Genomic DNA, 22,950 nt, shown 5'->3' on the forward strand with positions numbered 1-22,950 from the left:
AGTACATGATTCGACGGAGTTCGGCAATTCCTTGCTTATGCATGTCATGACAGAACTTGACATAACACGGCTAAACCAATGCCGCCACCACTTCCAATAGCAGCCATGACATAGCTTCCATTCGGTAAGGCGCGCCCTTCATAAAATAATCTCACCATCATAGCAGCTCCTGACGCGCTGTAAGGATGCCCAAGACAAAGTGCACCACCTCTTCTATTGATCCGCTCATATGGTATACCCAGCGTCCGGGCAATAAGTGCTGGTTTCAGCGCAAACGCTTCATTGATTTCAAATAGCGCCACTTCCTCTGCCTTGATGTTCTCTTGATGTAAAAGCTTCTTGATCGCATCAATTGGTGAAGCAGCTGGAAAATGAGGATGTATCGCTGTCACAGCACTTCCGGCATACCGTAGCATCACCTTATATCCACTTGCTTCCGCTAGCGATCTTTCCATCACAGCGACGGCGGCTGCTCCGTCTGCTTCCTTACAGCTATTGGCGGCGGTCACAGTTCCTTTTCCCGGTAAAAATACAGGCTTTGCCCGCTTGATCAGCTTTGCCATCGGTCTTATTTTAGCAGCCGCTTCATCTATGTTCATCCCGTCAATCGAAACGATTTCTTCTGAATATGTACCATGTGTGAATGCCGCTAAACTTCTTTCCCAGCTTAAAAGGGCATAGTCATCTTGTTCTTTTCTCGTGACAGAAAATGCCGACGCGGTCAGCTCTGCTGCTTCTCCCATATGCGGATCTCCTATCCGCTCCGGTGAAAAGCGTGCTCTCTCTTTCATTGGTGAGCTGGAAATGCTCTCAGTCCCGCCAGCGATATACATCGTGCCCTCCCCCGATTGAACCATGACGCAAGCTGTTCGGATCGCTTCAAGACCAGAGGCACACTGCCTGTCAATTGTCATACCAGGAACGTGTAAAGGAAGACCTGCTTCTAATGAGGACAGACGGGCCATATTTCCACCGCCTCCGACGACATTGCCTAATATGACGTCATCCGGTGTCATGATCTGAGACAAATGCCGAATAAGGGGAGCGGCTAATTGCTCTGGGCGATAATTTTTCAGCATCCCATTTTTGTCACCGAAGGGTGTTCGTTTTGCTTCTACGATCACTGCTTGCATGACAATTGCTCCTCCGCCCACTTTTTCATGCTCGCGCGGGCTATTTTTCCGCCGGATGTTTCAATCATTTGATCAATCACAAGCCATTTTTTTGGTACCTTGTAGGCCGCCAGCTTTTCTTTAACAGCTTGTCGAACCGCCTTTATTTGCGGCTCTTGCTCCAGTATGGCAACAGGGATTTCACCCCAATATGGGTCAGGAACGCCAACCACAATCGACCGTTTTACCTCTGGCTGTTCATTTAGCACACGCTCAATTTCCTCTGGGAAAATATTCAGTCCTCCATAGACAATCATGCCATTCTCACGACCGCTCATATACAGATAACCGTCTTCATCCAGCCATCCCATATCGTAAACTGTCAGCCACTCCTCCGGCGGTTTCTGCTCATGCAAGTAACCTGAAAACGTCATTGGGCTCTTCACATAAATCCTCCCTGTTTCATTTGGCTGGCAGACAGATTGATCAGGCCGCCTTACTTCTACTTGAATGGAGGAGAAAGGCCGTCCAACAGAAGAAGGTTTTTGCATAAAGTCATTTGAAGACAAATAAGAGACAAAACTTAACTCTGATGTGCCATAAAAATCAAAAAAAGTGACATGTGGATAATTGGTGACGAGCTGTTCTTTTGAAGAGCTGCTCCAATCTGCTCCCGATGACATGACAAGAAGCGGATTGTCTTCTCTAAAAGCTTCGATTTGCAGTAACGTTTCTGTCATTGTTGGGACAGTATACATCACGGTGATATCACCTGTCTCTAAGGCTTTCTTCGCTTTTACTGGCACAAATTTTTCTAAAAGCGTCACTGTGCCGCCAAAGTATAATGTACTGATGGCACCATATAAAAAGTGAGAGGATAAAAGTGTACCTAATATAAGAGCATGATCTTGATGAGTGATTCCAAATGAAGCGGTGGTCATTCGAAAGCTCTCGATCCAAGACTGCTGACGCCTAATAAAGGCTTTCGGTGAGCCTGTTGATCCTGACGTAAATCCCATATAAAAGACAGGATCCTTCTCGGTATCGCAGCTGTTATCTGGACTGTCTGTGAGAAGGCTCATTCTTTCCTTCCATTCAGATAAAGAAATAATCGGTATGTCTACGCTGCTTTGTTCAAATCTTTTCATCAATCGATCCTCTATAATGGCGAGATCCGCCTCACTTAACAAGAGCTTTTCAACACATTCTTCATGACTCCATCTCGGATCAAGCGGAACGGCTGTCCACCCTGCACAAGCAGCGCCCGCAAATAGTTGCAAAAAAGAAGCACCATTTGATAATAAAAAAGCGATTCTTTTTTGCTGATGAGCCGTTCCTTGTAACCACTGCGCTGATCTCTGTACACGTTCGTACCAATCTTGATATGTAATGCTTTCTTGCTCATCTATGATGGCAATCTGATCTGGTTTCATTTCTGCATGTACTGCATAGCTTTCCGTTATTCTGATCAAACCGCACGCCTCCCTTTATGCAGATCCCTTTTTCGATATGACATGGCCTGTATGATTTTAACCGTAAAGACAGCACACATTCCCGCTTTGATGAGATCACCTGGAAGATAAATCAAACTAAGGAAAGCGGCCTGCGACACCTTAATATGCATCATCATGGCTTGAAAGGGGATGCCGCACATATACAAAATCACAATACTGCAAACCGCATAGATCACAAAAAGACGCAGTGCGGTTACTTTTTTCAGCCGGTTCACCCATAAGCTGATCATGAAGGCAGCAACAGGATAAGCAAGAAGAAAACCACCGCTTGGACCAAAGAAGACCCCTATCCCGCCTCTCCCGCCTGACAAAAGAGGTGCGCCTGCTGCCACAACCAAAAGAAAAAGACATAAACTGATCAGTGCTTGTTTTGGCTTTAACAGCCCCCCAGCAAGCAAAAGACCTGCGGTTTGCAATGTAATCGGTACAGGTGTAAATGTAAGTAAAATCGGCGGGATCAAGCCTAACATCCCGATGACCGCTGTCATTAACGCTATTTGCATCATATCTTGTATTTTCAATCTCCATGCCCCTCACTCAATTTATTGTTAAAAACAGAGTAAAAGGTACAATTCATTATGTCAACATAAAATAAAATTAAGTTAACATATTGATCGTAAAAAAAGACCTGTGAAGAAAGATCAAGAAGATCTGTTCACAGGCCTTTTATTTGTTCTATTCTTCGTCTTCTTGATCTAAGAACGTATTTAACGTTTCTTCAATCATGTCCCATTCTTCATCTGTTTCAATCGGCTCTAGCTCGCCATCTTCACCGTCTTCATTCGGTGTAAAGCTTGATGCATGAATTTCAATTTCCTCATTGTCTTGTTCAGAAATTGGGTAGTAAAGGACATACGATTTGTTAAAATGGTCGCTTTCAAAAGTAAATAGTACTTCGCAAAGCTGTTCATTTCCATTATCATCAACGATTGTAATTTGCTTTTCTCCGTGTTCCATTTGATTCACCTCATTTTAATTTAAGCTGTCTAAATATCCTTGCAGGATCATGACAGCCGCCATTTTATCAATGACTTTTTTACGCTTTTGTCTGCTCACATCTGCAGAGATGAGCATTTTTTCCGCTGCCATTGTTGACAGACGCTCGTCCCAAAGCACAACAGGAACATTGTACGTGTTTTCTAGCACTTTCGCAAATGATTGGCTGGCTTCGCCTCTAGGACCGACCGTACCGTTCATATTTTTTGGAAAGCCAAGTACAATTTTATCCGCTCCGTATTCCGCTATGATCTCAGACAGGCGGCTGAGACCAAAGTCTCCGCCTGCTTCATCAATTTTAATTGTTTCAACCCCTTGCGCTGTCCATCCCATTTCATCACTGATCGCAACACCAAGGGTTTTCGTGCCTAAATCTAAGCCCAAAATTCTCATGTTTTACGCCTCTTTATGTGTCTCTAAGTACGATTTAACCAATTCCTCAATTAATTCGTCTCGTTCTAGTTTACGAATTAGGTTGCGTGCATCCTGATGTCTTGGAATATAAGCAGGGTCGCCTGACAGCAAGTATCCGACAATTTGATTGATCGGGTTGTATCCTTTTTCTTGGAGTGCGTCATGAACTGTAATGAGCACTTCATTCACATTGGTTTCAGCTGAATCATCAGAGAAGTTAAACTTCATTGTCTTATCAAATGAACTCACTGCTTCTTGCACCTCTCTTCCAACATTCTACTAGCAAGCTTTTTTCTAACCGCTCATCTAATACCATTATTCTACACTACATTGCCTGATTATAAAACGGATTTGACAGATTCTTCGACAGTTGCCAGTGCTTCTTCAAGCTTTTCTGGTTGTTTTCCGCCTGCTTGTGCCATGTCTGGACGTCCGCCTCCGCCTCCGCCGCAGATTTCAGCTGCCTGCTTCACAAGCTTCCCTGCATGCAGACCTTTTTCGATCACGTCTTTTGTTACTCCTGCTGAAATGTTTACTTTTCCGTTTTGAACGGCTCCAAGGACGATGACAGCTGATCCTAATTTAACTTTTAAGTCATCAACCATTGTTCTTAAATGGTTCATGTCTTTAGCATTTACTTTTTCAGTTAATACTTTCACTCCGCCAACTTCTGTCACTTTCTCTAAAATAGAGCCAGCTTCTGCTTGGCTTAATTTCCCAAGGAGAGATTCGTTTTCTCTTTGAGCCTCTTTTAAATCTGCCTGTAATGAAGCAATCCGTTTTGGTACATCCTTCGTATTTGACTTCAGCTCACTTGCTGCCTGTTCTAAAATCGCCAGCTGGTCATTTAATTCTTCATAAGCGCCTTTACCAGTCACAGCTTCAATACGGCGTGTTCCAGCACCAATACCCGACTCAGATGCAATTTTAAACAAACCGATTTCCGCAGTGTTTTGCACGTGACAGCCGCCGCATAGCTCGATGCTGTAATCGCCCACTTGGACAACACGGACAATATCGCCATACTTCTCGCCAAAGAGCGCCATTGCACCCATTTCTTTTGCTTCAGCAATTGGTTTCAAGTCAATGGCAACAGAGATACCTTCCCAAATTTTTTCGTTGACGATTTTTTCAATTTGAGACAATTCTTCTTTCGTCACTTGTCCAAAGTGAGAGAAATCAAAGCGAAGTCTGTTTTCATTTACCAATGAACCTGCTTGGTTTACGTGGCTTCCTAATACATCTTTGAGCGCCTGATGCAGAAGGTGTGTCGCTGTATGGTTTTTGACAATCCCTTTTCGAAGAGCCGATTCCACTTCTGCAGTGACCTCGAGACCTTTTTGAGCCGTACCGCTTACAACGACTCCTTCATGGACATGCTGACCGTTTGGCGCTTTTTTCACATCTTTGATCTCAATGATGGCTTCTGCACTTTTTAGTGTTCCTTTATCCGCTACTTGTCCGCCGCTTTCCGCATAGAAAGGCGTTTCATCTAACAAGATTTGCACCGTGTCTCCTTCATGTGCTTCAGAGACAAGTTCACCATTTTGAAGCAATTCGATAATGCGAGTTTCCGCAGTTAAATTTTCGTAGCCAACAAAGGTACTTTCCACTTTAATATCGCCTAAAGCGCCGCCTTGAACCTGCATACTGCCGACATCTTGTCTCGCATTTCTTGCCCGTTCACGCTGCTTCTCCATTTCCGCTTGGAAGCCTTCTCGATCAACTGTCATGTTTTCATCTTCTGCGTATTCTTCTGTCAGCTCGACAGGGAATCCATACGTGTCATACAGCTTAAATACATCTTCACCTGAAATCTGTGAGCTGCCTTTGTCTCTTTCTTTTTTGATCACTTCTGACAAAATAGCTAACCCTTCGTTCAGTGTTTCGTGGAAACGTTCCTCTTCGTTTTTGATGACTTTCGCAATAAATTCTTCTTTTGCTTGTACATCTGGGTAGAAATCCTTCATGATCTCAGCAACAACTGGCACTAAATCATACATAAACGGACGGTGGATATGGATCGTTTTTGCATAACGCACAGCTCGGCGCAGCAAACGTCTTAATACATATCCGCGGCCTTCATTGGAAGGAAGCGCACCGTCACTTACAGCAAAGGCAACTGTCCGGATATGGTCAGCAATGACTTTAAATGCTGTATCTTTTTCCTTCGCCAAACCATAGCTTTCTCCAGAAATGGTTTCGACTGCACGAATAATCGGCATGAAAAGGTCTGTATCGAAGTTCGTTGGCACATTTTGAATGACAGATACCATTCGTTCAAGGCCCATCCCTGTATCAATGTTTTTCTTCGGCAGTGGGGTGTATGATCCATCTGGATTATGGTTGAATTCAGAGAACACGAGATTCCATACTTCTAGATAACGCTCGTTTTCTCCGCCTGGATATAGTTCTGGATCGTTCATGTCGTCACCGTATGATTCACCGCGGTCATAGAAAATTTCTGTATTCGGTCCGCTTGGGCCCTCGCCAATATCCCAGAAGTTGCCTTCAAGACGGATAATACGTTCTTCAGGCACACCAATTTTATCTCTCCAAAGGATATATGCTTCTTCGTCCTCTGGGTGGACTGTCACAGATAACAAATTCGGATCAAAGCCAATCCACTCTTCACTTGTGAGGAATTCCCACGCCCATTCAATGGCCTCTTCTTTAAAATAATCACCGATAGAGAAGTTGCCAAGCATTTCAAAGAACGTGTGATGACGTGCTGTCTTCCCTACATTTTCAATATCATTCGTACGAATCGATTTTTGCGCGTTGCAAATACGCGGATTGTCAGGTACGACGCGGCCATCAAAGTATTTTTTTAATGTTGCCACCCCACTGTTGATCCATAAAAGTGTCGGATCGTCATGCGGTACAAGTGACGCACTCGGTTCTACAGCATGTCCTTTTTCTTTAAAAAAGTCTAAAAACATTTGACGTACTTGAGCTGAAGTTAAAGTTTTCATTCAAAAATCCTCCCTTATCATTCATCAATCTCCACACAAACGAAAAAACATCCCGCCCTATGCAAGCACAAAACGACTTACACAGGGACGAGATGTTCTCGCGGTACCACCCTGATTATAGACACATTCGTCTATCACCTTCACATCCGATAACGCCGGAAGAGAGCGGCAGTGTTTATCTGCACTCGGGACTAGCTTCCGTTAAAGGTCTGATAAGGCTTTTCTCAGCAAATAAAGCCTCTCTCTGCAACAGCTTTTTAACGTACTCGGGTCCGTCATTGAATTTCAATATGTATGAATCGAAATTATTATAGACAACTCGGCTCGTCTTGTCAATGAACGCTTCGTCTCATCAGGATATATTGCACAATGATCACCCTGATAATCGCAGCTGCTGGAACGGCTAAAATCATCCCAATTAAGCCAAACAGCTCCCCTCCTGCAAGCAAGACAAGCATAATGACGACAGGATGCATATGAAGACTTCGTCCTACAATGATCGGGCTGAGGACATTGCTCTCTAAAAATTGCAGCACCGCTACTGTGATCAATACGATGATGACCGATTTCACTGAGATGGTAAACGCAATAAAGATGGCAGGAACTGCGCCAATTATCGGTCCAAAATACGGAATCACGTTCGTTGCTCCTATCAGCATGCCAAGAACGAGCGGATACGGGATATGAAAAAGCCAGAGCACAATGGCTGCTGCACCCCCGATTAAAGAACAGACAAGCAGCTGCCCTCGAATATAATCACCAAGCGATTCATCCACTGCTTTGACAAAGGCATGCCCCCTCTTCCTAAATGACGGCGGCGTTAAATACCATGCCGCCCGTTTCATCGTATTCATGTCTTTTACCATATAAAAAACAAGAAAAGGAATAAGTGCAGCGACTAATGCGTAATCAAATAAAACTTTACAGCTAAGAATCATCCGCTCAGCGCTATTGGCTGCATATGTCTCCGATTGAACAATGAAGCGGTCCAAGCGGTCATGAAGTCCGTCAGGCCAGTGGCTCGTATGATGATGAATATGTGATAAAGCGCCATTATACGTTTCAGCGATGACAGGAATTTGTTCTGACAGCTCATTTAACTGTGCAATCATAACAGGCGCTCCTTTATATACCGCAAAACCAATCCCGCCAAAAAACAGGACATAGATGAGTAAGAGACTGACTGTTCTCGGCAGCCCTCGTGCATGCAGTCTTTCCACAATCGGATAAAGCAGATAAGAAATAAAAATAGCGATGAGAAGCGGAATGAGAACCGCCTTCAGCAATAAAAAAACAGGCATCCATAACTCGTCGAGCTGCAGTAAAATGAGCAAGGATGCAAGGACAAGCAGAACCCCTGCAGCATATATCAGAAATTGGATCGGACGTTTCTTCACCTTTTTCACCTCTTTTCTTATTGTTTAACCATCTTCTGCAATTATCCACGTAAATAAAATTTGTCCTAACTTTGTTAAAAATGAATACACATGAAACATACAGCTCCATCCAAAGTCACTGTTTGCTGTAAAATCTCGTCATAAAATATTCCATTATTTACTTCTTTTTGCACAAGTTGTGCTAGAATCCACTTTAGCTTTAGCCAATGAAACACAAGAGGAGGTTCTTCATGATCACATTCGAAGAAGTCAACAAGCATTATGGCCAGTTCCATGTACTTAAGGACATTAACCTACATATTCAAAAAGGGGAGGTTGTTGTGATCATCGGTCCTTCAGGGTCTGGTAAAAGCACGATGCTCAGGTGTATCAATCGTCTTGAAAGCATTGATGCGGGAAAAGTTCTCGTCAACCAAGTGTCTGTTCAGCATCCGAAGACCAACATCAATCTTGTCAGGCAAAATATCGGAATGGTCTTTCAGCATTTTCACCTCTATCCGCATAAGACGGTGCTTGAAAACATTATGCTTGCGCCGATGAAGGTCAAAAAAGTGAGCAAGGAAGAAGCAAAGGAAACAGCTGAATTTTATTTAAATAAAGTCGGCATTCCTGAAAAGGCAGACACCTACCCTTCACGACTCTCGGGCGGACAGCAGCAGCGCGTTGCCATTGCAAGAGGGCTTGCGATGAAGCCGGAGGTGATGCTTTTCGACGAACCGACATCTGCACTTGATCCAGAGATGATCGGCGAGGTATTAGATGTGATGAAGCAGCTGGCTCGTGAAGGCATGACCATGGTTGTCGTCACACATGAAATGGGCTTTGCCCGCGAAGTGGCTGACCGCATTGTCTTTATTGATGAAGGCAGAATTCTTGAAGAATCAACACCGGCTGCATTTTATGAAAAACCGCAAGAGAAACGTGCTCAATTATTTTTAAGCCGTATATTAAATCACTAGGGGGAATGGTTTGATGAAAAAAATGAAACGCTTTGGCCTGCTGCTCTTTATGACTTGCTGCATCGCCGCTTTGGCTGCTTGTGGATCTACTGAAAAAGGGGCAACTGATGCAAAACAAGGAAGTTCTTTAGAAGCCATTAAGAAAGACAAAAAAATCATTTTCGGTGTAAAAAATGACACACGTTTATTCGGTCTAAAAAATCCGAGCAGCGGTGATATTGAAGGATTTGATATTGACATTGCAAAAGCCATCACAAAGGAAATACTCGGCGATGAAGGAAAAGCAGAATTTAAGGAAGTGACATCTAAAACAAGAATTCCTTTGCTTCAAAAAGGGGATATCCATGCAATTGTTGCGACTATGACAATTACAGAAGAGCGTAAAAAAGAAGTCAATTTCTCAGATGTTTACTTTGAAGCAGGACAATCACTGCTTGTGAAAAAAGGAAGCGACATTCAATCCATTGATGATCTTAAAAAAGGAACGAAGGTGCTGGCCGTGAAAGGATCTACTTCTTCTCAAAATATCCGCGAGAAAGCACCTGAAGCATCCGTATTAGAATTTGAGAACTATCAGGAGGCTTTTACAGCATTAAAATCAAACCAAGGGCAAGTGCTGACAACTGATAATGCGATCTTATTTGGTATGGCAGATGAAGATTCAAATTATGAAGTGGTCGGCGGCACCTTTACAGATGAGCCTTATGGCATTGCTGTGAAAAAAGGAGATCAAGAATTAACAGATGCGATCAATAAAGCCTTAAAAACGTTAAAAGACAATGGAGAGTATGACAAGATTCTTAAAAAATGGATCAAAGAATAGCATTTGATTCGTCAAGATATCAATGCCTCAGGTGAGCCGCTCAAAGGCTCCCCTGTTGATCAGGAAGGAAGTGAACTGATTGCTGCGGTTTTCCATTCTCACTGAAAATGTTCATCTTTATTTAGAAGGCTTTAAATATACCATTGGTGCAAGTGTCATTGCTCTGATTGGAAGCTTTTTGATCGGTACACTCATTGCCATTATGAGAATTGCGCCATTTAGGCCGCTCAACTGGTTCGGAACGGCTTATGTTGAATTTATTCGGAATATTCCGTTATTATTGATCACCTTTGTTTTCTTCTTTGGTTTACCGGTGCTGGGTATTGTAGCAGATGGCTTTACTGCTGGTACGATTGCTCTTGCCATTTATACGTCTGCCTTTATTGCTGAAGCCATTCGTGCAGGGATACAAGCTGTACCGCTTGGACAAATGGAAGCAGCCCGCGCCTCAGGTCTGTCATATGGCGGGACGATGCGGTATATCATTTTGCCGCAGGCGATTAAAATCGTCATTCCCCCTCTTGGGAATCAATTTATTAACCTTGTCAAAAACTCCTCGATTTTAGGTGTCATTGCAGGGTTTGATCTTATGTATCAAGGAGACCTTATTGCATCTAGAACATTTGTGACGTTTGATGTCTACATCTTTGTTGCGATGTTCTATCTGCTATTAACCATTCCGCTCAGTTTAGGTGTTGGTTATTTAGAAAGAAGATTAGCAAGAAGCCACTAGAAAGGAGGAAACATCATGGATTTTATAGGTGCCTACCAGCCTGATCATCTCGCCTTTTTACTTGAAGGATTTGCTGTCACCTTAAAAGTGGCTTTTATCTCCATCATTTTGAGCTTTATCATTGGATTAGTCGTTGGCACATTACGGTTCGCTCAAATACCGGTTTTATCGAAGGTGCTTGCGGTAGTTGTAGAGACCATTCGAAACCTGCCGCTTTTGCTGATCATCTTTTTCACTTATTTTGCATTGCCTGAAATCGGCATCAAGCTAAGCATCACAGCCTCAGCCATTGCAGCTTTAACCGTGTTTGAATCCGCGATGCTGTCAGAAATTATTCGGAGCGGCCTTAAATCAATTGATAAGGGCCAGATCGAAGCAGCCAGGTCTTCTGGTTTAACCTATATTCAAACATTGAAAATGATTATTATGCCGCAGGCCCTGCGCCGAATGGTGCCGCCAATTGTCAGTCAATTCATATCTCTTTTAAAAGATACGTCGCTTGCCGTCGTCATTGCGCTTCCAGAATTATTACATCACGCACAAATATTAAACGGTCAAAGCCAATCCTATTTACTGCCGATTTTCCTATTGGCGGCTATGATGTATTTTGTCGTCAATTTCAGCTTATCCATTCTTGCAAGACGATTAGAATACAGGCAGGCATAAAAAGGACATCCGCTTTTGGCGGATGCCTCAGCGTATAGACCGGCTGGCTATCACGCTGAAAAAAACAAAGGGCTAAAATGAAGATCATTTTAGCCCTTTTTGTTTACATCATTCTCATAACACGTTTTCTTAGCTTTTTCATATCCCGCTTTGATGGCATATCATATCGGCTTGCAAAGTGATATGCGAGTGCACCTGCACCAAGCGTTAATAGTGAAGAAGTCATTTTGCCCATTCGAAATTCCCCCTTAACACTTATAGTTGAATTGAACGTTCATCGTCACTAAACAGATCATCTAAGCTGCTTAGTGTCCCATCTTCCTCCACTTGGTGTGTAGATATTTTGCCTTTTGACAGCGTCAATTCAATAAAACAGCCCCAGCAATAATATTGATTGACCCCAATTTTTCCGATGTCTTTACATTTGCAATTTGGGCAAATGAGCATAATCAGCACCTCTTTACGTTCGGTTTAGAACCAGTGCTTCCTTTTGAACGTTCATCAAGGTTCCGGCAGCCTGCAGCTGTTTCCGAATCCCTGATAGCTCTGTAAAGAAGCCGTCCGAGAGTTCATATGCTACGATTGTGCCCGAATTTGAGCAAAAGTATACATCTTCCAAAATGCCTAAATTTTCACCATCAGGCGACTGCATCATTTTCTTTTTTAATTTCGAAAATAACAAGGATGGAGCAGAGGAATCCATGCCTATTCCCTCCTGGCAGCTCACATATAAACCTTTGTCTGTCAGCTGATCAAAAGCAGAGAATGGAATGAGGGCACAGTCTTTCTTTTTCCCCTCTAACACATATCCTCCGCAGCTGCCTCCGGCTAAAAAGCAAATATCTTTTATGGAACCAAGTGATTGGGACAGCTCATCTGTATAGATCGTCATTCCTTCAAGTTCTCGGCATGTTCTCAAAATGTGCTCAACCACCTTTTGCGGAACAGTCTTATCGTGTGCGTTTGCTTCATGACTCATACGAAGAAATGGCTTCCATGAACGGAATGGGAGAAACTCTTTTCACGCTAAAAGGCTTCCATATGGAAGCCTTCTACTCATGCATAAAATCGAACGGAGTGATTCCCTCCATGCCAATATTTGCGTCATGTACGCTAAACGGAAGCTGTTTTTGGAGCGCTTCAAGTTCTGCATCCATGATTTGTTCGGTTTGCACTAGCCGCATCGTTAAGGACGTTTGTCTGAGGGAATCCTCATTGTTTTTCACGCCCCACTCCAGCGCTGATTCCTCGCCGCACAGTATTAAAAACTTTTTACTGCGTGTAATGGCTGTGTACAGCAGATTCCGCCGAAGCATTCGGTAGTAGCTCCTCACGACTGGCAGCACAACAATCGGGAATTCACTTCCTTGTGATTTGTGAATGGAGCAGCAATAAGCATGTGTAAATTGATGAAAATCTTTTTTTGTAAAGGTGATTTCATTTCCATCAAAGGAGATCACAGCCATGTCTTCTTTTTCTGTATTTTCTTTTGCATAAAAAATCGAGACAATTTCACCGATATCGCCGTTAAAAATGTTGTTCTCCGGCTGATTCACAAGCTGAAGCACCTTATCACCTGTCCGGTACACCACATCACCAAACGGGATTTCCCTGCCCTTTGGTTTTTTAGGATTCAAAATGTGCTGCAGCATTTTGTTGAGCTCATTGATGCCTGCTTTTCCTTTATACATCGGTGCCAGCACTTGAATATCCTTTGCCGAAAACCCTTTTTGAGCAGCATTGCTGACAACTTTCTCAATGACTTCTTTCATTTGATCGGCTGAACACTGAATGAAGGACCGATCCTTTGAGCGTGCAGTGATATCCTTTGGCAGCACACCATTTTTCATATCATGTGCAAGTTCAACAATGGTTGAGCCGTCTGCCTGCCGGTAAATATCTGTCAAGGTAACAGCCGGCACGGCTTTTGAGGCAAGTAAATCCCGTAAAACTTGGCCTGGTCCGACAGATGGCAGCTGATGTTCATCCCCTACCATAATCACTTGGATATGATCAGGAATCGCTTTAAACAAATGATTCGCCAGCCAAATATCCAGCATACTTGATTCATCAATAATGACAAGCTTGCCTTCAATCGGCTGTTCCTCATCATGAGAGAAGCCCTCCGAACCATTCCAGCCTAGCAGCCGGTGAATGGTGACAGCTGGAAGCCCTGTTGATTCTGTCATCCGTTTAGCCGCCCGTCCAGTTGGTGCCGCAAGCACAAATGGGAAGGATTCATCTTTTTTATAATCACTCGGATCAAGAGAAACACCGTGAAGATCACTGTAAAGCTCGACAATTCCTTTAATGACCGTCGTCTTCCCTGTTCCAGGCCCGCCTGTTAAAAGCAGCATCGGGGACATGAGTGCCTTTTGAATCGCTTCCTTTTGTGTCGGTGCATATTGGACGCCTAACCGCTCCTCCAACTCGCCAAGTGCCAGCAGGAATTCTGATTCAGGAAATTGATCTGCATATTCTGTTTGGGAGACGATTTTTTGAATGCGTTTGGCGACACTTTGCTCCGCATAAAATAAGGATGGATGATAGCAGCGGTCATCTTCAATGATCATTTCTTTTCCTTCGCCAAGTGCAATGATCTGATTGGCAACATCCATTTCAGTCACTTTGTAATCATTGCCGGTTTGGTTGAGCAGCTTGCGGGTTTCGACGATCAAATCTTTCGTTTGTATGTACGTATGACCGTCCTGTAGACTGGCTGTCTCCACTGTATATAGCAAGGCGGCGCGAATCCGTTCTGGGTCATTTCCTGAGATGCCTGTTCTAGCCCCAAGCTCATCCGCCTTAATAAATCCGATTCCCTCAACATCCTTAACGAGCTGATAGGGATTTTCCTCGATTTTCTGCAGCGTTTCACTCTCGTATACTTGGTAAATCTTCATGCTGAGCTGCGGACCAAAGCCATACTGATTCAGGCTGATCATGATTTGTTCCAGCCCTTGATGCTCCTGAAGCGCTGCGGCAAGCTTATCCGCCTTCTTTTTTGATAAGCGCGGTACATCATACAAAACAGCTGGGTCACGCATAATCTTATGAAGCGTCTGATTGCCAAGCTGCCCCACGATTTCTTCAGCGGTCTTTTTCCCTATCCCCTCAAATAAATCACTTGAGAGATAATGTATGATTCCTTGCTTCGTTGTCGGCACTTCCTTTTGAAAATGAGTCGCCTGAAACTGTTCACCAAATTTCGGATGGCTTGTCACTTTGCCATAAAAGGTGTAGGTTTCCTCCTCATGAAGTGCTGGGAAGTAGCCTGTGACAGATGCTGTTTTTTCCTCTAAGTTTTCCGATGTTTCAATGACTTTCACCTTTAACACCGAGTATAAATTACTTTCATTATGGAAAATAACGGCTTGAATGGTCCCCTTTAAAAACGGTTCGTCCTCAAGCTTCATTTGATCTGGATGTTCCTGCACAGGTCTTCCCTCCTTCCATCTATTCTGCCTCTTGAATCAGCTTTTGCGCATGTAGTGCCAGCATATGGTCAGGCTGCACGTCAATGGCTTTACCAAGCATCTCAAGTGCTTCGTCTTTTTTCTCTAAGTACGCATACGCAACCCCTAAATTATAAAAGGCATCTGCATGCTGCGGATCACGCGTAATGACTTCAGTAAAAGTTGTCACCGCTTCCTCCAGCATGTGTTCATTGGCTAAACACATGCCAAATTGAAACCTTGCTTCATTATCCTCTTCGTTTAGTTCAACGGCACGCTGAAGATACGGCATCGCAAGCTTTGGCTGCTCTAATTTGATGAGCGTCTGCCCGAGCATATAAAACAAATCACTATTTTCCATGCCCGCTTTTAGTGCTTGTTCAAAGTAGTCTTTCGCTTTCATAAAGTCTTCTTTTAATGTATACACATTTCCTGCCCCGTAATAGGCTGCAGCTGCGGTATGATCAAGTTCAATAGCTTTTTGAAAAAAGTTTAAAGCACGTTCAAATTCATTGATACTTGAAAGTAAGTTCGCAAAGTTAATATATGGAACCGGGTCCTTCGGGCTTTTTTCGATCGCTTTTGTAAAAGCTTCAGCTGCTTTTTCGATATTCCCTTGATTCAAGGCTTCTATGCCGATTTCGTTATGATTCATTCGCTCTCTCATCCTTTCATTAAAAAACCTCAACAGCGACGTTGAGGTTTTGAAACATGCTACACATACGACAGCTTTTGACCATCTTTGAAGACATCGTCAATTGTACCGCCGCCAAGACATTCGTCGCCATCATAAAAAACAACCGCTTGTCCCGGGGTAACAGCACGAACAGGTTCATCAAAGATAACCATCGCTTCTTGCTCACCTGTCATTTTGACCTTCACATGGTGATCTTCTTGACGGTATCTGAATTTTGCTGTGCAGGTTAATTCACCGTTTTCTCCGACAATATGAGGACGAGTCCAGCTGATATTAACGGCTGAAATGCTTTCAGAGTATAAAAGTGGATTGTGGAAGCCTTGTTCAACAAACAAGATGTTTTTCTCCAAGTCTTTTCCAACGACAAACCAAGGATCACCGCTGCCGCCAATGCCAAGTCCTTGGCGCTGACCGATCGTGTAATACATCAGTCCATCGTGCTCCCCTTTTACTTCTCCGTCCATTGTCTGCATCACACCAGGCTGTGCAGGCAAATATTGACTAAGGAACGTTTTAAAGTTTCTTTCTCCGATAAAGCAGATACCTGTTGAATCTTTTTTCGCTGCTGTTGCGAGCTCTGCTTCTTTAGCTAATTCACGAACCCTTTTTTTCTCTAAATCACCGATTGGGAACATGACTTTATCAAGTTGTTCCTGAGTCAGCTGATTTAAGAAATACGTTTGGTCTTTGTTTGCATCAAGACCTCGCAGCATTTTGACTTCATCGCCTGTTCTGTCAACACGGGCATAGTGTCCTGTTGCCAAGTAATCCGCACCAAGTGAAAGTGCATGCTCAAGGAATGCCTTGAACTTAATTTCTTTGTTACACATGACATCTGGGTTTGGCGTTCTGCCCGCTTTATATTCATCAAGAAAATATTGAAACACTTTGTCCCAATATTGCTTCTCGAAATTCACTGCATAATAAGGGATTCCAATTTGGTTACATACGCGGATGACATCCTCATAGTCTTCCGTTGCTGTGCAAACACCATTTTCATCAGTGTCATCCCAGTTTTTCATAAATATGCCGATGACATCATAGCCTTGCTCCTTTAACATAAGAGCGGCAACTGATGAATCGACTCCTCCGGACATACCGACCACAACTCTTGTATCTTCTGGTCTTTTTGTCATCTTCATCAACTCCAATTTCAATGAAACAACATGCGCGTTTCGTTCTTCAGGTGCTTCGCTGTTTCATTTTTCACACACGAACAAAAGGAAGCATTTATTTGGCTAGGCGTTTGACAACAGCCGCTATCTTACGTGCCGCCTGCTTCACATGATCCTCTTCATTCCCAAGACCGAAGCTTATTCTGACTGAGGACGTCAGCTCTTTTGCTTCTTCGCCATACATGGCACTTAACACGTGCGAAGGAAGGACAGATCCAGCCGTACATGCCGATCCGCTTGAAACAGCAATTCCTTCCATATCTAAATTCACAAGCAGCGATTCAATGGAGACGCCCGGGAAATGAACATTTAAAATGTGCGGCAATGTCTCTTTCGGATGTCCATTGATAGAGAAATTGAGAGATTCCTCTTCGAATACTTGCAGCATGGTTTCTTTGAGCTTACCATAATGCATCGCTTTTTCTCTTCTATTTTGCTTCGTTAATTGAACAGCTTCTGCAAGCCCAACAATTCCTGCCACATTTTCAGTGCCAGCACGGCGCTTTCTTTCTTGTTCGCCTCCGAATATTTGCGGAGAAAGCTTCACGCCTTCGTTTACATATAAAAAACCTGTTCCCATCGGACCATTCAGCTTATGGCCAGAAGCAGATAAAAGATCAATATGGAGATCTGCTGCATCAATAGGCACTGTGCCAAACGCCTGCACTGCGTCTGTATGAAAATGAGCCGTGTGATCACGCAGAAGTTCGCCAATGGCTTTGATTGGCTGAATCACACCTGTTTCATTATTGCCGTACATGACGGTCACAAGAACCGTATCATCTCTCAATGCTTGTTTTAATTGATCAAGATGAATCAATCCTGTTTCGTCCACATCTAAATATGTCACTTCAAATCCTAGTTTTTCTAGGCGTTCACATGTATGCAGCACCGCATGATGCTCTGTTTTCACTGTGATGATATGTTTTCCTTCATGCTGTCTTGCCATGGCAACACCTGTAATTGCCAGGTTGTCCGCCTCGGTTCCACCGCTTGTGAGGATGATCTCCTGCGGTTTACAGTGTAATTCTCCTGCAATGACTTCTCTTGCTTCATCGAGCCACTTTCTTGCCTCGCGCCCATATGAATGAATACTAGAGGGATTGCCAAATATCTCTGTAAAGTACGGCATCATCTTGTCCACAATACGCTGATCCATCGGCGTTGTGGCCGCATGATCTAAATAGATTCGTTCCATTTCCGGTACACCTCTGATCTAAATATAGAACATATACGAGTCTTGATCCCCGTCATCTGTGTAGCTTGCCAAGTCTTCAAGAGTTGTATTGTCTAGTACGTCTTTTACTGCATCACGAATACGAATCCATAGTTCACGCTTTGCTGGTTCTTCGTTTTCGATGACTTCAACAGGACTAATGGGTCCTTCTAATACACGAATAATATCACCTGCTGTGATCTCGTTTGGCTCATGTGCAAGAACATAGCCGCCATACGCTCCGCGGATACTTTTTACAAGACGGGCATTGCGGAGTGGTGATACAAGCTGCTCTAAATAATGCTCAGACAAATCATTGTTTTGAGCGATTGATTTTAATGATGTAGGGCCTTCGCCATGTTTTTTGGCTAATTCGATCATGATCGTCAGACCATATCTGCCTTTAGTTGATATTTTCAAGTTAAACACCTCTGCGTTTTCTATTCTATGTCATCAATTATTTTTCTGATTTCATATACGCTGATATATAGACCAAAAGCAATTATATCATACTTTCAGCCAACTTTCATTTACGGGTTCTGAGCATGATAGAAGGACGAATCCCTTTTCTATTTGAAGAAATTTCGGTACTCTATACAAACAAGACATTGCTATAGGAGAGATAATTATGAAACCTTTAGCGTACCGGATGCGCCCAAGTCATATTGAAGACATTATTGGGCAGGAGCATCTTGTTGGAGAAGGTCAAATTATTAGGCGAATGGTCGAGGCAAAACATTTATCCTCGATGATTTTATATGGACCGCCGGGCATCGGCAAAACATCGATTGCAACCGCGATTGCTGGCAGTACAAGCATTGCTTTTCGAACGCTGAATGCGGTCATTCATAACAAAAAGGATATGGAAGCTGTTGCCGCTGAAGCGAAAATGAGCGGCCAGGTGATCCTTATTTTAGACGAAGTCCACCGGCTTGATAAAGGAAAGCAGGATTTTCTTCTTCCTTATTTAGAAAATGGCATGATCATTTTAATTGGGGCAACAACGGCTAATCCCTATCATGCGATCAATCCTGCCATTCGAAGCCGGACACAAATATTCGAGCTGAAGCCGCTTGAAACAGAGCAAATCAAAGCTGCGTTAACAAGAGCCTTACAGGATGAGCATCGCGGGCTTGGCGGCTATGAGGTGACAGTGGACGATGAAGCGATGAATCATTTTGCCAATGGATGCGGAGGAGACGTGCGTTCTGCTTTAAATGCAATCGAGCTCGCTGTCTTATCGACAAAAGCTGATAAGACAGGGCATATCACAATTACTCTTGCCGCAGCAGAAGAATGCTTACAAAAAAAGAGCTTCTCACATGACAAGAATGGTGATGCTCATTATGATGTCCTCTCGGCTTTTCAAAAATCCATTAGAGGATCTGATACAGATGCGGCGCTGCATTACCTTGCCAGACTGATCGAAGCAGGAGACCTTGAAAGCATTACAAGGAGATTACTCGTGATGGCTTACGAGGACATTGGCTTAGCCAGTCCGCAGGCAGGCCCCCGCGTGTTAAGCGCAGTGCAAACAGCAGAAAGAATCGGTTTCCCAGAAGCACGGATTCCGCTGGCGAACGCAGTGATTGAGCTGTGTCTTTCTCCTAAGTCTAATTCGGCATATAAGGCGATTGATGCGGCACTTGGTGACATTCGTACAGGGAAAATTGGAGAAGTTCCAGTTCATTTAAAGGATGCTCACTACAAAGGCGCCACAGCACTCGGAAGAGGCATCGATTACTTATACCCACATGATTACGAAAACGGCTGGGTGAAGCAGCAATATTTACCTGATCCGCTAAAAAACAAGCAATACTATGTACCGAAACAAACCGGGAAATTTGAAGGTGCATTGAAACAGGTCTATGAAAATTTAAAACGCCAGAAATAAAAAAAGCCCCCTGCATGTCAGCAGGCGGGCTGTTTATTTATCCTTCACACGTGTAATTGGAATATCTTTTAAAAGCTTCATAATGACATGACCACCCATGATCAGTCCGGCAACAGACGGAACGAACGCATTAGATGATGGCGGCATTTGCGCCTTGCGAATCTTCGCTTCATCATTTCCAACTTCTTTTCTGACATCTTCGCGAATGACAATTGGACTTTCATCAGAGAAAATGACTTCAATTCCTTTACGAATCCCTTCCTTACGCAAACGTGTTCTCACAACTTTTGCAATAGGATCGGTATGTGTTTTTGAAATATCATCAATTTTGAAGCGTGTCGGATCTGTTTTGTTCGCAGCTCCCATACTTGAAATGATGTTCACACCTCGTTTCAGACACTCTTTCATTAAATGAATTTTATAGTGAATGGTATCTGAGGCATCAATGACATAATCAAGCGGATACTCAAAAAATTGCTCGTATGTTTCCTCTGTATAAAACATCTTCAGTGCAACAACTTCACATTCTGGATTAATATCAGCGATTCTCGCCTGCATTAAGTCAACCTTTGGCTGGCCAACTGTTGATAGCAATGCTGGAAGCTGACGGTTTACATTTGTAATATCAATATCATCTTTATCAACAAGAACAATACGGCCAACGCCTGAACGCGCGAGTGCCTCTACTGCGAATGAACCAACGCCGCCCACACCAAGCACTGCAACTGTACTGTTTTTTAGTATATTTAAGCCTTCCTTGCCAATGGCAAGCTCGTTTCTTGAAAACTGATGTAACAAGTGCCTCACTCCACCTTTATTTAAAATGAATCGAAAGAATCATATCATATTCAGACTTCTCCGTCATCCTTCTCTAAAAGAAAAAAACACAAAAAAGTCCCGATGACGCCGCCAGCATTTCCTTCGTTTTGAACCCCGCACCATGCAGGTGGGTGCTTTCTTCCTGACTTTATAAGTCCTCTAAAGAGGCATTTATGCAGAAAGGAAAGGCAAGCTCCCGTATAAAAAAATGTTCGGTCAAAACTAGGTAACCACCGTACGTATCAGGACTTTATTTATTGATGAAAGCATATCATAGGCATATTTCTTTTTCAAGCGTTTACATACCTATAAACATGCGCCTATTTTACTGTTTTACTTTTGTTTTAATCGCTAAACTCAGCTCATCAAGCTGCGCCTCGCTTACATGGCCAGGGGCATCTGTAAGAACGCAGCTCGCACTTGCCGTTTTAGGGAATGCAATCGTATCTCTTAAGTTAGAGCGGCCTGCAAGCAGCATCACTAAACGGTCAAGCCCAAGCGCGATTCCGCCATGCGGAGGAACACCATGCTCAAACGCATCCAGCAGGAAGCCAAATTGTTCGTAAGCCTCTTCTTTTGAAAAACCAAGTAAGCCAAACATCTTTTCTTGAATGTCCTTTTCGAAAATACGAATAGAACCTCCGCCAAGCTCGTAGCCATTCAGCACAAGATCGTAAGCCTGGGCCTTCATGTCTTCTGGGCTTGTTTCAATTAATTCAAGATCATCGCGAACCGGCATTGTGAATGGATGATGGGCAGCATAGAAGCGGCCTTCTTCTTCATCCTTTTCAAGCAGCGGCCAATCGACAACCCATAAGAAATTAAATACAGACTCATCAATCAGTTCAAGCTCTTTACCAAGTTTTAAGCGAAGTGCACCAAGCGCATCATGGACAACAGACGTCTTATCTGCAACAAAGAGTAAAAGGTCGCCTTCTTCAACTTGCAGCTGTTCCTTTAATTCAGCTTGCTTTGCTTCATCAAAGAATTTAGCGATCGGACCTTTTAATTCAGTTCCTTCTGCTTTTAGCCAAGCTAGACCTTTTGCACCGTAGTTCGCTGCAAATGCACCAAGTGCATCAATGTCTTTTCTTGAGTAGTTCGCTGCAGCCCCTTTTACATTGATGGCTTTCACAGCTCCACCATTTTTCACAGCTCCGCTAAACACTTTGAAATCGGAGTCTTTTACTGTGTCTGAAATGTTCACTAGCTTCATCTCAAAACGTGTATCCGGCTTATCAGATCCATAGGAATTCATCGCTTCATCATATGTCATACGAGGTAATGGCAATGTAAGGTCTACGCCTTTGACATCTTTCATCACCTTCGCCATCATCTCTTCAGCAAGCGTCATGATGTCCTCTTGACTCATGAAGGACATTTCAATATCGACTTGTGTAAATTCCGGCTGACGGTCAGCACGCAAGTCTTCATCTCTAAAGCAGCGGGCAATTTGATAATAACGGTCCATCCCAGAAACCATCAGCAATTGTTTAAATAATTGCGGAGACTGAGGCAGTGCATAAAATTCTCCCTCGTGTACACGGCTTGGAACAAGATAGTCACGCGCACCTTCTGGCGTACTTTTTGTTAAAATTGGTGTTTCAATGTCTAGAAAGCCGTTGTCGTCTAAGAAATGGCGGAATGCTTTTGTGACTTCATGTCGCATTTTCATTGTTTCAAACATTGCAGGGCGGCGAAGATCCAGGTAACGATATTTTAAACGAACATCTTCTGATACCTCGTCTGCTTGATCTGAAATCACAAATGGAGGAGTCTTCGCTTCATTTAAAACGGTGACCGTTTCGACTTGAATTTCAATTTTGCCCGTTTTTAAATTTGGATTGATCGTTGCTTCTTCTCTTGCGACAACCGTTCCTTTAATATCAAGGACATATTCATTACGAATTGATTCTGCTGTCTCAAGCGCCTCTTTTGATAAGTCTGGATTGAAGACAACTTGTACAATCCCTGTACGGTCGCGCAAATCAATAAAGATTAATCCGCCTAGGTCACGCCTTTTTTGAACCCATCCTTTTAATACAACTGACTGACCAATTTGGTCTTCTGTTACTTCTCCACAATAAAAAGTTCTACCAAACACA

General features: G+C 43.3%; 23 protein-coding genes, 1 other RNA gene and 1 other annotated feature. Of the genes, 5 read left to right on the forward strand and 19 right to left on the reverse strand.

Features of this window, described 5'->3' with window-relative positions:
• Window positions 1-44 precede the first annotated feature (44 nt).
• The 8 genes from H7F25_RS10955 to H7F25_RS10990 all read right to left on the reverse strand — a co-directional run bounded on the left by H7F25_RS10955 (window position 45) and on the right by H7F25_RS10990 (window position 8,408).
• Window positions 45-1,133: an acetyl-CoA C-acyltransferase gene (locus H7F25_RS10955; RefSeq protein ID WP_044331711.1), complete on the reverse strand. Its 1,089-nt coding sequence runs from the start codon at window positions 1,131-1,133 to the stop codon at window positions 45-47.
• Window positions 1,121-2,581: an acyl-CoA synthetase gene (locus H7F25_RS10960; RefSeq protein WP_185854542.1), complete on the reverse strand. Its 1,461-nt coding sequence runs from the start codon at window positions 2,579-2,581 to the stop codon at window positions 1,121-1,123. Before H7F25_RS10960 ends, H7F25_RS10955 begins: the two co-directional genes overlap by 13 nt.
• A complete protein-coding gene (locus H7F25_RS10965; RefSeq protein ID WP_041107025.1) occupies window positions 2,581-3,147 on the reverse strand; it encodes a biotin transporter BioY in 567 nt (188 codons plus the stop codon). Before H7F25_RS10965 ends, H7F25_RS10960 begins: the two co-directional genes overlap by 1 nt.
• Before the next feature lie 154 nt (window positions 3,148-3,301).
• Window positions 3,302-3,583 carry a DUF1292 domain-containing protein gene (locus H7F25_RS10970; RefSeq protein ID WP_024423112.1) on the reverse strand — a complete coding sequence of 94 codons (282 nt, stop codon included), beginning with the start codon at window positions 3,581-3,583 and terminating at the stop codon, window positions 3,302-3,304.
• A 15-nt stretch (window positions 3,584-3,598) separates the two neighbouring features.
• Window positions 3,599-4,015 carry a Holliday junction resolvase RuvX gene (gene ruvX / locus H7F25_RS10975; protein WP_025092420.1) on the reverse strand — a complete coding sequence of 139 codons (417 nt, stop codon included), beginning with the start codon at window positions 4,013-4,015 and terminating at the stop codon, window positions 3,599-3,601.
• Between the two features lie 3 nt (window positions 4,016-4,018).
• Window positions 4,019-4,285: an IreB family regulatory phosphoprotein gene (locus tag H7F25_RS10980; RefSeq protein ID WP_008358522.1), complete on the reverse strand. Its 267-nt coding sequence runs from the start codon at window positions 4,283-4,285 to the stop codon at window positions 4,019-4,021.
• 89 nt (window positions 4,286-4,374) lie between these two features.
• Window positions 4,375-7,011 (reverse strand): alanine--tRNA ligase, encoded by a 2,637-nt coding sequence (gene alaS, locus H7F25_RS10985; RefSeq protein ID WP_185853721.1) that lies wholly within the window; start codon window positions 7,009-7,011, stop codon window positions 4,375-4,377.
• Between the two features lie 80 nt (window positions 7,012-7,091).
• Window positions 7,092-7,299: a binding site (T-box leader), on the reverse strand.
• A gap of 44 nt (window positions 7,300-7,343) precedes the next feature.
• Window positions 7,344-8,408 carry an AI-2E family transporter gene (locus H7F25_RS10990; RefSeq protein ID WP_024423115.1) on the reverse strand — a complete coding sequence of 355 codons (1,065 nt, stop codon included), beginning with the start codon at window positions 8,406-8,408 and terminating at the stop codon, window positions 7,344-7,346.
• A 230-nt stretch (window positions 8,409-8,638) separates the two neighbouring features.
• Here H7F25_RS10990 and H7F25_RS10995 point away from each other — a divergent pair, with 230 nt between their 5' ends.
• The 4 genes from H7F25_RS10995 to H7F25_RS11010 all read left to right on the forward strand — a co-directional run bounded on the left by H7F25_RS10995 (window position 8,639) and on the right by H7F25_RS11010 (window position 11,589).
• The gene (locus H7F25_RS10995; protein ID WP_024423116.1) at window positions 8,639-9,367 is read left to right on the forward strand and encodes an amino acid ABC transporter ATP-binding protein; all 729 of its coding nucleotides are present in this window, start codon (window positions 8,639-8,641) and stop codon (window positions 9,365-9,367) included.
• 13 nt (window positions 9,368-9,380) lie between these two features.
• The gene (locus H7F25_RS11000) at window positions 9,381-10,190 is read left to right on the forward strand and encodes a transporter substrate-binding domain-containing protein (protein ID WP_281237027.1); all 810 of its coding nucleotides are present in this window, start codon (window positions 9,381-9,383) and stop codon (window positions 10,188-10,190) included.
• Window positions 10,191-10,269: 79 nt separating this feature from the next.
• Complete coding sequence (locus H7F25_RS11005) at window positions 10,270-10,923, forward strand: amino acid ABC transporter permease (protein ID WP_024423118.1); 654 nt, start codon at window positions 10,270-10,272, stop codon at window positions 10,921-10,923.
• Window positions 10,924-10,938: 15 nt separating this feature from the next.
• Window positions 10,939-11,589 carry an amino acid ABC transporter permease gene (locus H7F25_RS11010; RefSeq protein WP_024427867.1) on the forward strand — a complete coding sequence of 217 codons (651 nt, stop codon included), beginning with the start codon at window positions 10,939-10,941 and terminating at the stop codon, window positions 11,587-11,589.
• A gap of 103 nt (window positions 11,590-11,692) precedes the next feature.
• On the opposite strand, the gene H7F25_RS11015 is transcribed toward H7F25_RS11010, so the two are convergent.
• The 8 genes from H7F25_RS11015 to cymR all read right to left on the reverse strand — a co-directional run bounded on the left by H7F25_RS11015 (window position 11,693) and on the right by cymR (window position 18,552).
• Window positions 11,693-11,824 (reverse strand): YrzQ family protein, encoded by a 132-nt coding sequence (locus H7F25_RS11015; protein ID WP_003216198.1) that lies wholly within the window; start codon window positions 11,822-11,824, stop codon window positions 11,693-11,695.
• Window positions 11,825-11,844: 20 nt separating this feature from the next.
• Window positions 11,845-12,036 carry a hypothetical protein gene (locus H7F25_RS11020; protein WP_003216308.1) on the reverse strand — a complete coding sequence of 64 codons (192 nt, stop codon included), beginning with the start codon at window positions 12,034-12,036 and terminating at the stop codon, window positions 11,845-11,847.
• Window positions 12,037-12,049: 13 nt separating this feature from the next.
• The gene (locus H7F25_RS11025) at window positions 12,050-12,568 is read right to left on the reverse strand and encodes a PRC-barrel domain-containing protein (RefSeq protein WP_185853723.1); all 519 of its coding nucleotides are present in this window, start codon (window positions 12,566-12,568) and stop codon (window positions 12,050-12,052) included.
• 73 nt (window positions 12,569-12,641) lie between these two features.
• Entirely contained in the window at window positions 12,642-15,026 is a 2,385-nt protein-coding gene (locus tag H7F25_RS11030) for an SF1B family DNA helicase RecD2 (protein ID WP_133744249.1), read from the reverse strand.
• Window positions 15,027-15,045: 19 nt separating this feature from the next.
• A complete protein-coding gene (locus tag H7F25_RS11035) occupies window positions 15,046-15,699 on the reverse strand; it encodes a tetratricopeptide repeat protein (RefSeq protein ID WP_056767976.1) in 654 nt (217 codons plus the stop codon).
• A gap of 59 nt (window positions 15,700-15,758) precedes the next feature.
• A complete protein-coding gene (gene mnmA, locus H7F25_RS11040; RefSeq protein ID WP_024423123.1) occupies window positions 15,759-16,877 on the reverse strand; it encodes a tRNA 2-thiouridine(34) synthase MnmA in 1,119 nt (372 codons plus the stop codon).
• Window positions 16,878-16,971: 94 nt separating this feature from the next.
• Entirely contained in the window at window positions 16,972-18,114 is a 1,143-nt protein-coding gene (locus tag H7F25_RS11045; protein ID WP_024423124.1) for a cysteine desulfurase family protein, read from the reverse strand.
• A gap of 18 nt (window positions 18,115-18,132) precedes the next feature.
• Complete coding sequence (gene cymR, locus H7F25_RS11050) at window positions 18,133-18,552, reverse strand: cysteine metabolism transcriptional regulator CymR (protein ID WP_024423125.1); 420 nt, start codon at window positions 18,550-18,552, stop codon at window positions 18,133-18,135.
• A 208-nt stretch (window positions 18,553-18,760) separates the two neighbouring features.
• Between cymR and H7F25_RS11055 the strand changes: the two genes are divergently transcribed.
• The gene (locus H7F25_RS11055; protein WP_185853724.1) at window positions 18,761-20,026 is read left to right on the forward strand and encodes a replication-associated recombination protein A; all 1,266 of its coding nucleotides are present in this window, start codon (window positions 18,761-18,763) and stop codon (window positions 20,024-20,026) included.
• A gap of 33 nt (window positions 20,027-20,059) precedes the next feature.
• Here H7F25_RS11055 and H7F25_RS11060 read toward each other — a convergent pair whose 3' ends face one another.
• The 3 genes from H7F25_RS11060 to aspS all read right to left on the reverse strand — a co-directional run bounded on the left by H7F25_RS11060 (window position 20,060) and on the right by aspS (window position 22,949).
• Window positions 20,060-20,824, reverse strand: a complete 765-nt coding sequence (locus H7F25_RS11060) for a tRNA threonylcarbamoyladenosine dehydratase (protein WP_024423127.1) — start codon at window positions 20,822-20,824, stop codon at window positions 20,060-20,062.
• A 92-nt stretch (window positions 20,825-20,916) separates the two neighbouring features.
• A non-coding RNA gene (gene ssrS, locus H7F25_RS11065) (6S RNA) lies at window positions 20,917-21,097 on the reverse strand.
• Window positions 21,098-21,170: 73 nt separating this feature from the next.
• Window positions 21,171-22,949 (reverse strand): aspartate--tRNA ligase, encoded by a 1,779-nt coding sequence (gene aspS, locus H7F25_RS11070; protein ID WP_024423128.1) that lies wholly within the window; start codon window positions 22,947-22,949, stop codon window positions 21,171-21,173.
• Window position 22,950 lies beyond the last annotated feature (1 nt).

The sequence above is a fragment of the Bacillus sp. PAMC28571 genome (assembly GCF_014250435.1).
Lineage (GTDB): Bacteria > Bacillota > Bacilli > Bacillales > Bacillaceae > Bacillus > Bacillus safensis.

What these genes read in the sequence shown, in the direction of transcription:
- ruvX (WP_025092420.1), bottom strand. Translation starts at nt 4,015, where the DNA reads ATGAGAATTTTGGGCTTAGATTTAGGCACGAAAACCCTTGGTGTTGCG.
- H7F25_RS11045 (WP_024423124.1), bottom strand. Translation starts at nt 18,114, where the DNA reads ATGGAACGAATCTATTTAGATCATGCGGCCACAACGCCGATGGATCAG.
- H7F25_RS11055 (WP_185853724.1), top strand. Translation starts at nt 18,761, where the DNA reads ATGAAACCTTTAGCGTACCGGATGCGCCCAAGTCATATTGAAGACATT.
- alaS (WP_185853721.1), bottom strand. Translation starts at nt 7,011, where the DNA reads ATGAAAACTTTAACTTCAGCTCAAGTACGTCAAATGTTTTTAGACTTT.
- H7F25_RS10970 (WP_024423112.1), bottom strand. Translation starts at nt 3,583, where the DNA reads ATGGAACACGGAGAAAAGCAAATTACAATCGTTGATGATAATGGAAAT.
- H7F25_RS11000 (WP_281237027.1), top strand. Translation starts at nt 9,381, where the DNA reads ATGAAAAAAATGAAACGCTTTGGCCTGCTGCTCTTTATGACTTGCTGC.
- H7F25_RS11020 (WP_003216308.1), bottom strand. Translation starts at nt 12,036, where the DNA reads ATGCTCATTTGCCCAAATTGCAAATGTAAAGACATCGGAAAAATTGGG.
- H7F25_RS11035 (WP_056767976.1), bottom strand. Translation starts at nt 15,699, where the DNA reads ATGAATCATAACGAAATCGGCATAGAAGCCTTGAATCAAGGGAATATC.
- H7F25_RS11010 (WP_024427867.1), top strand. Translation starts at nt 10,939, where the DNA reads ATGGATTTTATAGGTGCCTACCAGCCTGATCATCTCGCCTTTTTACTT.
- H7F25_RS10995 (WP_024423116.1), top strand. Translation starts at nt 8,639, where the DNA reads ATGATCACATTCGAAGAAGTCAACAAGCATTATGGCCAGTTCCATGTA.
- H7F25_RS11025 (WP_185853723.1), bottom strand. Translation starts at nt 12,568, where the DNA reads ATGAGTCATGAAGCAAACGCACACGATAAGACTGTTCCGCAAAAGGTG.
- H7F25_RS10955 (WP_044331711.1), bottom strand. Translation starts at nt 1,133, where the DNA reads ATGCAAGCAGTGATCGTAGAAGCAAAACGAACACCCTTCGGTGACAAA.
- H7F25_RS11015 (WP_003216198.1), bottom strand. Translation starts at nt 11,824, where the DNA reads ATGGGCAAAATGACTTCTTCACTATTAACGCTTGGTGCAGGTGCACTC.
- mnmA (WP_024423123.1), bottom strand. Translation starts at nt 16,877, where the DNA reads ATGACAAAAAGACCAGAAGATACAAGAGTTGTGGTCGGTATGTCCGGA.